Raw genomic sequence first — 13,083 nt, forward strand, 5'->3', positions numbered from 1 at the left:
ACCTCATGGCAAAACCACCTTTAGCCCAAGCTGAAAAAATTCATTGGCAACCCAATTTAGGGCAGTTACAACTGCTTGAAGCCTTGGGCGAGCCTGATTTTTTTGAGCCTTTTCTGAACTGGCTGCATCAAGAGCTGGGTGCAGATCAATGCATGATTTTCTTCTGTGCGGATGGCGAAAAAGTCACCACTTTGCTGTTTAAAGACTTTGTTAGTGCGACCTCAGGTAAAACACTGGCAGAGTCTTATGTGGCTGAACGTCGTTATCTGGAAGACCCTAATTTTGAGCGTCTGAAAAACAGTCAACCCAATGAGGTGACACTGATTCGCTTTGCAGACTTAATTCGAGAGATGGGGCCAAACTACAAGAAACGCTATTTTGATGAGCCCGGCTTTCAGGACAAACTGTCGGTGATTTATGGCAGTGAGTTGGGGAATTTTTATATCAACCTGTATCGGCGCGACTCTAGTTTTGATTCAGTGCTTTCACCGGAGCAGCAACAATATACGGGGCATTTATTGGGGCTATTGGTCAGTAAGCACTATCAACTCAATCAGTCGCAACTCAGTCAGGGGCCATTGGCCTTTTTATCTGAGCGTGAACGACAAGTCTGTGCCGCTGTTTTACAGGGCAAAAAAAATGAGTGGGTGGCGCATGAGCTGAATATCGCCGCCAGTAGCGTGGTCACTTACCGCAAGCGTGCCTATGAAAAACTGGGCATTAGCAGCCGCGCCCAGTTATTTGCGCTTTGCCAGTCTTAAACCCCAATGTTGTATCACTGTCCCCATTTTTGGGGGACAAGCTTTTCCGCTGATCCCTGTAGGCTGTTCTGACAGACTGAATGCTGCCTATTTGTCCCTGATAGCCCCTAATTTTGAAAGGCAGCATTCGTCCAATAATTAAAATAAGAGGAATTTGCCATGCAATACCATCTAAACGGTTTTAAACCCGGTAACTACCAAGTTCGAGATGAGGCGCGCGTACCCGCCACACCGCCGCCGCTGGTGGATCTTCCGAAAAAAGTCGATGTATTAATTGTAGGTTGTGGCCCTGCGGGATTGGCTTTAGCAAGGCAATTGTCTGAGTTTGCAGATATTCAAACTTGTATCGTAGAGCAAAAATCTGGCCCGCTGCTGTTTGGTCAGGCCGATGGTATCTCTTGCCGCACAATAGAGATTATGGAAGCCTTCAATTGTAGCGAGCTATTGGTAAAAGAAACCTACCAACTGCACCAGAACGCCTTCTGGGAACCCGATGCCGAGCACCCTGAACAGATCAAACGTACCCATAAAGTGCCAGATGCACGATTAGGGCTGTCTGAGTTCACCCACGGGGTGGTCAACCAAGCCCGTTTGCATGACTTGCTATTAGATGGCATGGCCAGCTCAGTAACGCATCTGGTGCCCCACTACAATCGCCGTTTACTGGAGTTAGAGGTTGATGCCAACTTAACTCAAGACCTAAACGCCTACCCCATTACCGCCACTTTTGAACGCAATGATGCCAGCCAATCCGCTAAGGTAGAGGTTGTTCAAGCCCGCTACGTGGTGGGCTGCGATGGTGCGCGCAGTGCCGTGCGTAAAAATTTAGCCATTGAGCTACAAGGCGACTCTGCCAACAAAGCGTGGGGCGTGATGGATGTGTTGGTGGTGACAGACTTCCCCGACATTCGAGTGAAAAGCTTTATTCAATCGAAAGAGAACGGCGCGGTAATGCTAGTCCCCCGCGAAGGCGGCTATCTGGTGCGTCTGTATGTGGAGCTCGATCTTTTAGATCAAGGGCAACGAGCCTCAACACTGAACTTAGGGGTTGAAGAGATTATCGCCAAAGCACAGTTGATTATGCATCCATATCAACTAGAGGTTAAAGAGGTGGCATGGTGGTCAATCTACGAAGTGGGGCAACGCGTTGCAGACCGATTTGATGACCGACCTTTAGACCAAGCCGACAACCTGATCCCCCGCGCTTTTGTTGCTGGAGATGCCTGCCATACCCACAGCCCGAAAGGCGGTTGGGGCTTGAATACCTCACTGCCCGACACCTTTAACTTAGGTTGGAAACTGGCCGCAGTACTGCAAGGGCGCGCAGATGCCAAGCTGCTACAAACCTACGCCACCGAACGGCGTAAAGTGGCACAAATGCTAATTAATGCTGATCGTGAAATGTCGGCCTTGGTCGCCACTCGCCCCAGCGCCAAACAAGGGGCAGCGGCCAGTAAAACGGATACAGGGGATATTGAAAAATTTATCGCACGGCAAAATGGCTTTATTGCCGGAACATCAATCCAATACGACCCCTCCTACCTCTGCACAGGGCAGGAACATCAACACCTCGCCACAGGCTTTAATATCGGCCAACGCTTTCACTCTGCCAAAGCGATACGCTTGGCTGATGGGCGACCCGTTCACCTAGGTCACCTCAACAAAGCCGATGGCCGCTGGCGTATCTTCGCCTTTGGCGACTCGCAGAACCCGCTTAACCAAGGATCAGCTTTGCACGAACTGATTCAATTCTTAGCACAGTCTGCGCACTCGCCAATCAAACGCTACACCCCCGCAGGTGCCGATATTGACGCAGTGATTGAGCTGTTTACCGTACTTCAGCAACAGACGCTCTCAATAGAACAGATGCCTGAACTGCTATGGCCTGCCAAGGGTAAATATGGCTTGAGGGATTATGAAAAACTGTTCCGTACAGACGAGCACAACGACATTTTTGACCAGCGCGGCATCAACCGCAGCCAAGGCTGTATGGTGATTGTGCGCCCTGATCAACATATCGCTACCGTACTACCACTGACAGCACATCAAGAACTGAGCGCATTTTTTGATCGGTTTATGTTGGCGTAACGGCAGACTCAGCTTTTTCGTTCAGCAGATAACTTGCAATATGGGGCTGAATAGGGATCAGCCCCATCTGAAGACCAAAGGGTTTAAACACCTTATTAATGACACTTTGTGTTTGACCGCCTTTATTTTGTTCAATATCGGTCAGCGTTCTGCGACTGATGCCGACCAGTTCAGCGTAACGGGTTTGCGAGAAACCCAAAACATCCTTTCTTAGCTGCTTTAATAACGCCCCTTGGCTCAACTCTCCCTTTAGATGCTGTCTCAACAGCGAGATCAAAAGCGCCTGACGTTGATCTGTGTTTAAACTCATAACAGCCCCCAGCGTTTTAGTTTGTCATCCAGATAGCTAAAGCCCATTTTCAGGATATGCTCAGACACACCACGTTTTTCCAGTCTTGTTTTGAGTCCGGTGAGCATTTGTGCAGTCTCTTTCAGAGTTGCCATCGTCTTCTCCGCAGGACATAAACCTTCAAGTTGTGCTGCGATCTCCTGCCAGCGATACTCACCGCCTTCCTCATACGGTGCCCCCCATTTTGTGGTACGGGTAATGCCTTCCCGATCCGCTTTCATCGGCGCAAAATCATAGATAGGCGACAGCCAGATAGCATTGGGTTTCTTCAGCAGAGCACTATTGCGGCCATGATTGTCCGTGTTGGCAAAGGCGATATTCAGCAGATCACGACAAACCCAATCACAGACAAAGCGTTCAGCATCAAAAGAGACAGAGCGTTTTTGCATCAGAGAGCAGATGGTTCTGATGATCTCAAAATGGTTCAGGTAGCTGCCAGCAGGTTTATTTAAGATCGAGTAAACCGATTCCAGACCGTACCTTTGCCAGTGGCTGCCATCCCAATATGTGTCAAACCGTGGTAACCAAAGAGAGGGGTAGTGTTCGCCCTCAAGTAGCTGCATCTGCTGGGTATCAATGGTACAGAAACCCATATCGGTCAATTCATGGTAGAAATGGTATTCCGCCCGTAGAATGTCGCAATCGTCTTTTGTGCGCTGCCCACGGGGGAATTTCACAAGAAAGTGCCCGTCTGGGATGCTGTGGTCATCCTGAAACGTGTCGATCCAGACTTGATTTTCCCGATTAAGACGAAGCAACAACTTAGGGGCTTCGCCGCCTGCACCTGTTGCGCCACCACTAATTGCACCCATCTCCTGAGCGTATTCCAGAAACTCTGAGTTACGCTCGACCACATCCTTGACCGGAAATGTTCTTAAATGCAGCGTTGAGCGGGGATCTCTTACGGGTAGTGACTCTTTGATTCTGAGATTACCAACGGGCGCAATGGTGCCTTTCTCCAGCAGAACAGAGTCTCTTGCTGGCTCGCTAAGGTTGTTCAACCCTAAAAAAAGAACCCAGTGGCGGCGTGCAGCTCCGGCGGGAACAATATCATCCAGAAAACCAAACCAATGATCACTTTCATGGTTTGCCATAAGCTGAACAGGTAGTGTCAGGCTGCAAGCGTGTTCATCATCCCGCTCAAGCCACTGCAACGAGTAGTCAAGCTCGTACCCAAGTTTACAGGGGCTTCGTATCCCCTTTTCTGGGGCGATCAGAGTGAGCTGTGCAATATCCTGCCATTTCTGTTCCAGCAATATCTGGAGTGTCAGCTGTTTCATATCAGAAAACCATTTTGAGCAATATACTGCTCAAATATAGCGAATGATCTGTATTTTGAGAAATATTTTGCTCATAAAATGAGTTGGATATTATTTTTGAGCAAAATATTGCTCATTTTGATTGGCGGATTTTTCCTTGAGTGTGGTTTTGCAGAGAGATCTACGATCTGTTGCTTGTTATTTGAAAATCCTTGGATCAAAGCTGAACACCAGCTTTTCAGCATTCTGGAAAATCTCGGGCATTAACGGATGGTGAGGATTTACCAGATAATTACTGTCTCTGGGAGATATTGCAGAGGGAACTTGCAGGGCAGCATATTCCGGTGGCTCAAGCGTTAAAAACTGATCTCCAATCGCCTGCGTTTGTTTTGCCGCAGGAAGGGCGCGCCAGTTTTCCGGCCAGTCGTCTTCACAAAGCTGAGCAATCCATTGGTCGGGAATCTCAATTCGGTAAAGGTCGTACCGATCCATAAACGTCGGGTCGTTATTGATATGCACAAAAACTTCTAACACGCACAGAGACTCCGACTCTGCAAAATAAAGTGCCTCAACACCTTTGGAGTTCCAACGCCCGCCAAAAAGCTTGGCGCCAATAGGATCAAAAGGAGACTGCGCGAACTGTTTCTGAGTTAGCCGATACATCTCCATCAGGAGAAGACCCCATGTTTCACCCGCCCAATAAGGTCTTTCACCGTTTCAAAGTCAGCCGTTGTTGAAATCATATCCAAAGGCCGCTTACCGTTCAGGCCATAAACGGTTTCTCTGATCCATTCCAAAGCCCGCTGTTCATCACCAAAAAGGTCGGTCGCCAGTTCAATCAGAGTGACAAGGCGATACATCACATCGCTTTCCTGTGTGCTGAAACGCTCCTGCTTGCTAAGGCGGCGCTTAATCGTACTGACAGGGATAAGCGTTACATCATGAAATTCGCTTTGAGACATTCCGGTTTTTTCGGTCAGCTTCCGATATACCGCAGTGGGAAAGCCCTGACGAACTGCTTCCCCCCTTGGGGTTTTGTCATCTTCAATACCCAGTGCATACCAGAAATCCGATTGATCGGCAGATTTAGGTTTAAAGCTTTTCAATGTGGTGCTGGTCATCAGGAAACCTAGATTGGCTCAAATGGACTTTTATTATAGCTCAGATGGTCTTTAAGGCAATTTGGCGGGAGGTGAACGGATATCCAGTATATTTCAGTTTTCCGAGAAAATTGTGCTCGTTTTGTCCGACTTAATGCTCGGTTTACCAGTACAGTGAAATTGGATAAGCTGTAAAATCAATGAATTATGGAAAGCAGGCGTGAAATAACAGGCGCCTGCTTATTTGTGATAACGCGCATGCGCGTTTAGCAGGGAAGCAGTCAGATCAGAAAATGGATTTTTCCTTTCTTATCAAAGTCTTTCCTCCGTTCTGGACGGTATATTGAAATCGTCAAAACGCGCATGCCTGATATTAAAATGTTAGGCATATGAAATCACTACTCACAATACTGATAGTGTTAATTGTTTCTGGGTGTTCCTCAACGTTAATCGGGAAGTCCGTCCCGCCTTATCCGGAAGGGCTAGAAACTAAGCATGGTGCATGTATTGCACATGCGCTTGGTAGAGATCGCTTTTGTGAAATAGCTGTTGGTGATTTAAGGAAAGTTGGTAAAGAACCGTTCGCATTAATCGTGCAAAGAGAAATAGGGCGGTCAGGTAAAAATGCTATATGGCAGGTTACAGACCAGATTTCGTGGCCTAAGCAAGTTGAAGGTACTTATGTCTCTCTAGGCGTTTGCAATCGTAATGGCGTAATAGATCATTCTATAATTGCCGTTGTAATTCAGAGTGAGGAACAATGGCATTTAGCTGCTGGCTGGGCAATGAAAGTAAACCTAGAGAATGGTAAGTTTTCACCTATCTCACCAGAAGGTGTAAAGTGTGAAAACGAAGGTTGGGGTGTATAAAATGCCTAACAAGCGCTTCCAGCCTGACGCCAAAACCTCCGCGTTTTTGTGTCACTCGCTGCGCTCAAACATTAACACAAAAACACTCCGGCTTTGGCGCAGCTGAAGCGGGCGTTAACAAATTTAAAGACCAAAAAAACCGGATCAGTTGATCCGGTTTTTTGCGTCTAGCGGGGCTTAAACTTAAACCCGACTCTCACCATACGCCAATTCAGCTTGCTTTGAAGCCTGCGGTGCTGGCACTGCGTTACCCGTTTGCGGTGTTACCGGAAATACGCAGTTGATTTGACCTGTGCCAGAGCTACCAAAGTAAGGGGTAAGTACTTCGGCTTTGCCATCGTATTCTGACCAGCCCAGTGCGCCCAACATCATGGCGGTGTCGTGCATCATGCCTTCGCCATGACCTTTGATGGCGTATTCTGGCAACATGCCGCAGAATTTTTCCCATTCTGCGTTTTCCCACATTCTGACCACTTCGTGATCAAGTGTTTCTAGGAATGGGCTCCATACTTTATCAGAGAAGTCTGGCGCTTGGCCGTTTTGTGCAAAGCGGTGCGACAGTGAGCCAGAGGCCAGAATGGCGACGGTGCCGTCATACTGCTCTTCAATGGCTTTACGCATTGCCCAACCCAAACGGGCGCTGTCGTTCAGGTAGTGAACGGTGCACAGGGCAGACACTGAGATCACTTTGAAGTGGTTGTCTTGGTTCATATAGCGCATGGGCACTAAGGTGCCGTATTCAGGCGCTAAGGTTGTGCTGTCGTGGGCTAGGGCTTCTACACCTTGTTCGTTACAGACTTTTGCCAGCAGGTTACCCAGTTCTGGGTTGCCGTTCAGGTCGTAAGGCATGTTGCTGATAAAGTGTGGCAGTTCGCCACTGGTGTAGGTGCCTTCCCAGTGTGGGGCGCAGTTGATGTGGTAGCCTGCGTTAACTAGCCAATGGGTGTCAAACACGATAATGGTATCAACGCCCAGTTCACGGCAGCGTTTGCCGATTTCATGGTGGCCGTCAATAGCGGCTTGGCGGCAGCCTTTACGCGGGCCGTCTAGCTCAGATAGGTACATTGAGGGTACATGGGTGATTTTAGCGACTAAGGCGAGTTTGCCCATTGTGTGAGTCCTCTTGGATGCAGTGATTAAAATTTAGCGCGTGTTTAGTTGGTGCTTATTTTTGGATTGGCGCGTCTGCGCCATGCGTAGCTGTGGCAGGCCATCGCCAGTAGTGGCGCTGCGAGAATGGCGCTCATCAGTACCACTAAGCCTTGTGCTATTAGCCAAGGGGTGATCTGTGCCATAACCGCTCCGGTGAGTAGTTGAATAAAACCCATCAAGCCAGAAGCCGTACCCGCTGAACCTGTGGCGCAAGCAATTGCCCCTGATTGGGCATTGGGCTGGCTAAAACCGCGCCCAAAGGTCACCAGTGCCATGGGTAAAAATAGTGTGGCAAGGCTAAGTTGATTTTCTAGCGCGAACAGTAGCAAAGCCGCAGCACCTAGCAGCGAAAGCGCATTGCCGAGCATCACCATGCGGTCGATATTGAGCCACTTCGCCATGTGGGTAGAGAGAAAGCTGCCCAACATAAAGGCCAAAGAAACGGTTAAAAACCAACTGCCAAACTGGGCTGAGTTACCGCCTAATTGGTTGACGACAATATAGGGTGAGCTGCCGACAAACATATAGAAGGCTGTGGCGATAAAGGTGGTGGAGAGGGCATAACCCAGATATTCCGAGGAGGTGAGCACGGAGCGATATTGCGTCAGTACCCGTCCTAGTTTCAAGCTGTCGCTTTTTTCCGAACAGGTTTCCGGTAGCCATTTCAGGGTGGCGAACCACACTACCGAGCCTATCAGCATCGGCAATACCAGTGTGCTGTTCCAACCGTACCAAAGGTTTAAAAAGCCCCCCAAGGTGGGGGCAATAGACTGAGCAATGGCAATCGACATCACCATAAAGCCCATTTTACCTGCGGCACCTTGGCGGCCATGCACATCAACAATAATGGTGCGTGCCAATGACATAGCGGTGCTGCCGCCTAAGGCTTGCAGCACACGCCCCGCCACTAAAAAGCTAATGTCGTTTGCCAATGTTGCCAGTAGGCTACCCAGCACATGCAGGGCTAAACCCCAAAGCAGAACAGGTTTGCGGCCAAAAAAATCAGCCAAAGGCCCTGAGATCAGCTGACCAATTGCCAGTGTGAGTAGATAACTGGTAAAGGTCAGCTGAATGATGTTGATGTCTACCCCTAAGTCCCGTGCCGCGTCGGGCATGGCTGGCACAAATAGGTTCAGTGCCAAAGGACTTGTCAGCGCCATTGCAGACAATAGCGACATTGGGGCAGAGATCGGTTTCAAGGCTTTACCTCTTGTTACTGGCTTAGGACTTAATCTTAAAAGCCAAATTAAAGGCTTTGTTAACGATTAAGGCTTTGGATTACGCAACACCATCAGGCGAATTTCGGTCATATCTTCGATGGCATAACGCACACCTTCACGACCGATACCTGAGTCTTTTACACCGCCGTATGGCATGTGATCAACGCGCCATGAAGGTACGTCACCAATCACCACGCCACCTACTTCTAACTCGTCCCATGCTTTTTGGGCTTTGTAGATGTCACGGGTGAAGATACCGGCTTGCAGGCCAAAGTCAGAGTTGTTCACCTCTTTTAGCGCGGCATCAAAGTCACTGAACTTAGATAGAATCGCCACAGGGCCGAAGGCTTCTTGGCAGTTTACATCCATATCTGTGGTAACATTTTCTAGCAGGGTGGCTTGTAGCATTGCGCCTTCGCGCTCACCGCCCGCCAGTACGGTTGCACCGCCTTCTTTGGCTGCGTTCACCCAGTTGTGTAAGCGGGTGGCTTCTTTTTCAGAGATCATCGGGCCGATAAAGGTGTTTTCATCAGCTGGATCACCATGCACCAGTGCGTTAACCGCTTTGGTCAGGCGTGCGCGGGCTTCGTCATATAGGCTTTCATGTACCATGATGCGCTGAACAGAGATGCAGCTTTGACCCGATTGGTAGTAAGCACCAAATACGATACGGGTTACGGCATCATCAAGGTCTGTACCTTCATCAACGATACAAGCCGCGTTACCACCCAGCTCTAATACCACAGGTTTTTTGCCTGCTTTGGCTTTTAGGTTCCAGCCTACCTCTGGTGACCCTGTGAAGCTGAGCAGCTTCAGGCGGTCATCCGTGGTGAACAGGTCTGCACCATCGCGGTGGCAAGGCAGAATAGAGAACGCGCCTTTTGGCAGATCAGTTTCTGCTAACACTTCACCAATGATTAACGCACCGATTGGCGTTAAAGACGCAGGCTTCAGAATAAATGGGCAACCCGCCGCAATGGCAGGGGCAACTTTGTGTGCAGCCAAGTTCAACGGGAAGTTAAACGGAGAGATAAAAGAGCAAGGGCCAATTGGCACGCGCTTCCACTGGCCGCTATAGCCGTTGGCACGGGCACTGATGTCCATCGGGATCACTTCGCCGTAAATACGGGTCGCTTCTTCTGCGGCAATTTTGAAGGTATCAATTAAACGGGTCACTTCACCGCGAGCATCTTTAATCGGCTTACCTGCCTCAACACACAAGGCTTGTGCCAGCTCTTCAAAACGCTCTTGAAAACGGCGCACGCAATGCTCCAAAATCGCCTGACGCTTGTAAGCGGGCATTTTGCGCATCGGCTCTGTCGCTTCAACCGCTGCGGCAATGGCGCGGTCAATGGCGTCAACATCGGCAAGTGCCACACGGGTGGCCACTTCGCCAGTGTACTTGTTGGTGACTTCAAGGTCTTGATTCGGGCTTACGGCCTCATTGGCAAGGTAGTAAGGGTAAGATGCCTGTAGCATTGTCTGTGTCTCCGTTAGTCGTTTTTTATCGTCATTATCAGGATGGTGTAACCTTATTGCTTAGCTTAATAACGCAGCAATAGCGGCCTCTGCACACTCAATATCCTGTTGTACAGAACCACCGGAAACTCCAACAGCGCCAACCAAAACGGTTGATTCGGTCAGGGAACCTATGCTGTTAGAGCCGGGGGTAAACTCTAAACTTGTTGTTAACTCTGAATCTGTTGTTAATGCTGAACTCAGCGTTAGTCTAATCGGTAAACCACCGCCCAACATGGTGAAACGGTCACGGGTTGCCAACGCTTGTTGTACTTTGGGTTGGCTGGCAAGGCGCTCATCCCATTCATGAGTGGGGCGTTTGAAACTAACCGCGGTATAGGCTTTATCTTCAGCCAAAGTAATAGAATGCAGTGGTGCGCCATTCATACGAATACTGGCCAGTGGTAACCCTTGTGGGCCAACCACAGAGACACATATCGCTAAGCCAAGTTGTTCTGCTTTTTGTTTGGCCGCTTGAATCATGGTCAATGCTGAGTCACAGCTTAGCTCGTGCAGTGTTTGAATAAGTGTTGTCATGGCGGCTTAAATGACCTGTTCTAAACGGGCGAAACGCCGCATCACTGCGGCGGTTCTGGGCTATAAACTGACAGGCTTAACCTTAAAGAAAAGCTAGAATTTATAGAGGTAACTTACAGATGGAACTGCACATTGGTTTGGCCTGTGCCAGAGCTTGGGAAGTAAGGGGTGATCACCTCAGCCTTACCTTTATACTGATCCCAACCTAGTGCGCCAAACAGCATTGCCGTATCGTGCATGCCGCCTTCGCCTGCACAAAGCTGGGCGTATTCTGGCAGCATTTTTAGGAAAGTCGCATATTCGCCTTGCTCCCAAAGATCCATCACGCGTAGATCAACCTGACGGTTAAACTCACGGGAGATGGTGAAGGTGCCGTTGTTTTCAGCGTATAGCTCGTTTTCCCAAATTTTGTGCGACAAAGAACCTGAGGCCAGCAACATCACCTTGCTGTCACTTTCACGAATGGCTTCGGCAATAGCTTCGCCCAATACGCGAGAGTCTTTCAGACTATGAACCGTACACCAGGCCGCAATCGACACCACTTTGAAATGACCTTCTGGGTCCATAAACTGTAGTGGAACCAAGGTGCCGTATTCTAAGTCAAGCGTAGGCACTTGATGTGACAAGGTGTGTACGCCTTTCTCAGTTGCACGTTTAGCAATGGCATCCCCTAGGGCTGGGTTGCCTTTGTGCTTGTAGTTTAGGTTCTGAATAAAGTGCGGAAACTCATGGCTGGTATAAACACCTTCAAAGCTTTCATTGCTGTTGATATGAAAACCCGCATTCACCAACCAGTGCGTATCCAATACGATTACCGTATCAACACCTGCTTCACGCGCGCGACGACCCAGCTCACGATGACCATCAATTGCAGGTTGGCGACAGCCTTGCAGATTACCCGGCTGCTCAGAAAGTAGCATTGTGGGTACGTGCGTTACTTTGGCGGCAATAGTTATTTCACCCATGATCTTTCCTTTTTTTGTTGTCGTTTTGTCAGAGCCATCACCCTATTGGCAGCCTAGGGTTTTGTGGGGCTGCAAGGTTCAAGCGAAGGTTTTCAAGCATTAGCTTCGATCAAAAGTTAACATGTTAAGTAAAAATATAATTAACATGTTATCTATTGTCAACGCAGTAATGACAAAGAGTGATTTAATTCTTGAGATAAGTCAGGGTTGTTGTCGATGTTCAGACGCTTGATTCGCGGGTTTCGACAAGCTTAGCGGGTTAGTTTCTAACGATTTCGTTGATCACTCTGCCCTCTAAAATCCTTCGGTGTAACGCCTGTTTGTTTACGAAAGAAGCGTGAAAAGTAAGAGGGATCGGTAAAGCCCAGCTCAAAACCGATGTCGTTGATGCTGATATTGCTGTACAGCAGCATGCGTTTGCTCTCTTGCAGGATACGTTCGTGAATCAGTTTCTTCGGTGGGCAGTTGGCAACCCGTTGGCAAATATGGTTTAGGCGACTTTCAGAGACACCAATAGTGGAGCAGTATTTGGTCAAGGGCCAACGGTTGCGAAACTCTTTTTCAAGCAGTTCTGAGAAGCGGCGAAACTGGCGCAGCTCTTCACTGGCAACGGCTTGGGTTTCAGTCGAGTCTGGTGCGAGCCGTGTCATTTGCAGCAGCAATAAGCGCACGATGCTTTCTAGGGCGAAGGTTTTGTCTTTGTGTTCACCTTGCCACTCGTCTTGCAGGGCTTCAAAGCTTTGCTCTAGCCTTTGCCAAAGTTTCAGTTGTTCGGCGGTTAGGCGACGCTTTTCAATACACAGGGGGCGGATATGTTCGCTGTCTAGGGCGTTGTTTTGGCTGTCGTTTAGCAGATACCAAATAAGGGATTGGTGTACGGTCAGCACGTAGCCTGTGACCCCTTGTTCGGTCATAAACGAGTGGGGAATGGCAGGAGGCGTCAGAAAAATGCACGCGCCGCTACAGTGGTAAACCGCTTCGTCGATATAAAAATGGCTGTTTCCGCCATGAATAAAGTGAATCTGCAAAAACTGGGCGTGTAGATGCACGGGCATATCACGGCCAAAAAAGTCAGCCATGCGGCCTAATACGTCAAAATGGATTGAGGCGCTTTCAAAGTGACGGTCGTAGTCCTGACCGATGACGATATTGGGTATCCATTCGTTGTTATGATTAACAGGCATAGGGCTGACAACTGAATAAGCTGAGTGAATTTCAGCATAACTGATGCGGGAGTAACACCCAAATACTCATTGTGCAGCGGC

General features: G+C 48.9%; 13 protein-coding genes. 3 read left to right on the forward strand and 10 right to left on the reverse strand.

Annotated elements, in window-relative coordinates:
• Positions 1-5 precede the first annotated feature (5 nt).
• Together B5D26_RS09540 and B5D26_RS09545 are read left to right on the forward strand one after the other, a co-directional pair.
• The gene (locus B5D26_RS09540; protein ID WP_159445639.1) at positions 6-761 is read left to right on the forward strand and encodes a helix-turn-helix transcriptional regulator; all 756 of its coding nucleotides are present in this window, start codon (positions 6-8) and stop codon (positions 759-761) included.
• Positions 762-920: 159 nt separating this feature from the next.
• The gene (locus B5D26_RS09545; protein WP_078745511.1) at positions 921-2,849 is read left to right on the forward strand and encodes an FAD-dependent monooxygenase; all 1,929 of its coding nucleotides are present in this window, start codon (positions 921-923) and stop codon (positions 2,847-2,849) included.
• Here B5D26_RS09545 and B5D26_RS09550 read toward each other — a convergent pair.
• The 4 genes from B5D26_RS09550 to parS form a co-directional block, all read right to left on the reverse strand.
• Positions 2,836-3,159: a helix-turn-helix domain-containing protein gene (locus tag B5D26_RS09550; protein WP_078745512.1), complete on the reverse strand. Its 324-nt coding sequence runs from the start codon at positions 3,157-3,159 to the stop codon at positions 2,836-2,838. The genes B5D26_RS09545 and B5D26_RS09550 overlap by 14 nt on opposite strands.
• Positions 3,156-4,478, reverse strand: a complete 1,323-nt coding sequence (locus B5D26_RS09555) for a type II toxin-antitoxin system HipA family toxin (protein ID WP_078745513.1) — start codon at positions 4,476-4,478, stop codon at positions 3,156-3,158. The genes B5D26_RS09550 and B5D26_RS09555 overlap by 4 nt, the downstream gene beginning before the upstream one ends.
• Positions 4,479-4,655: 177 nt before the next feature.
• The gene (locus tag B5D26_RS09560) at positions 4,656-5,126 is read right to left on the reverse strand and encodes an RES family NAD+ phosphorylase (RefSeq protein ID WP_078745514.1); all 471 of its coding nucleotides are present in this window, start codon (positions 5,124-5,126) and stop codon (positions 4,656-4,658) included.
• Positions 5,126-5,578 (reverse strand): type II RES/Xre toxin-antitoxin system antitoxin, encoded by a 453-nt coding sequence (gene parS, locus B5D26_RS09565; protein WP_078745515.1) that lies wholly within the window; start codon positions 5,576-5,578, stop codon positions 5,126-5,128. The genes B5D26_RS09560 and parS overlap by 1 nt, the downstream gene beginning before the upstream one ends.
• Positions 5,579-5,946: 368 nt before the next feature.
• Here parS and B5D26_RS09570 point away from each other — a divergent pair, with 368 nt between their 5' ends.
• A complete protein-coding gene (locus tag B5D26_RS09570; RefSeq protein ID WP_078745516.1) occupies positions 5,947-6,426 on the forward strand; it encodes a hypothetical protein in 480 nt (159 codons plus the stop codon).
• A gap of 183 nt (positions 6,427-6,609) precedes the next feature.
• On the opposite strand, the gene hpaD (B5D26_RS09575) is transcribed toward B5D26_RS09570, so the two are convergent.
• The 6 genes from hpaD (B5D26_RS09575) to hpaA form a co-directional block, all read right to left on the reverse strand.
• Positions 6,610-7,536: a 3,4-dihydroxyphenylacetate 2,3-dioxygenase gene (gene hpaD, locus B5D26_RS09575; RefSeq protein WP_078745517.1), complete on the reverse strand. Its 927-nt coding sequence runs from the start codon at positions 7,534-7,536 to the stop codon at positions 6,610-6,612.
• Positions 7,537-7,580: 44 nt separating this feature from the next.
• Positions 7,581-8,777 carry a multidrug effflux MFS transporter gene (locus B5D26_RS09580; protein ID WP_234985260.1) on the reverse strand — a complete coding sequence of 399 codons (1,197 nt, stop codon included), beginning with the start codon at positions 8,775-8,777 and terminating at the stop codon, positions 7,581-7,583.
• A gap of 66 nt (positions 8,778-8,843) precedes the next feature.
• Complete coding sequence (locus tag B5D26_RS09585; RefSeq protein WP_078745519.1) at positions 8,844-10,277, reverse strand: aldehyde dehydrogenase family protein; 1,434 nt, start codon at positions 10,275-10,277, stop codon at positions 8,844-8,846.
• A gap of 60 nt (positions 10,278-10,337) precedes the next feature.
• Complete coding sequence (locus B5D26_RS09590; RefSeq protein ID WP_078745520.1) at positions 10,338-10,853, reverse strand: GlcG/HbpS family heme-binding protein; 516 nt, start codon at positions 10,851-10,853, stop codon at positions 10,338-10,340.
• Between the two features lie 113 nt (positions 10,854-10,966).
• On the reverse strand, positions 10,967-11,818 hold the full coding sequence (gene hpaD / locus B5D26_RS09595; protein WP_078745521.1) for a 3,4-dihydroxyphenylacetate 2,3-dioxygenase: 852 nt from the start codon (positions 11,816-11,818) through the stop codon (positions 10,967-10,969).
• 266 nt (positions 11,819-12,084) lie between these two features.
• A complete protein-coding gene (gene hpaA, locus B5D26_RS09600) occupies positions 12,085-13,002 on the reverse strand; it encodes a 4-hydroxyphenylacetate catabolism regulatory protein HpaA (RefSeq protein WP_078745522.1) in 918 nt (305 codons plus the stop codon).
• Positions 13,003-13,083 lie beyond the last annotated feature (81 nt).

It is taken from the genome of Oceanospirillum multiglobuliferum (assembly GCF_900167095.1).
GTDB classification, from domain to species: domain Bacteria; phylum Pseudomonadota; class Gammaproteobacteria; order Pseudomonadales; family Halomonadaceae; genus Oceanospirillum; species Oceanospirillum multiglobuliferum.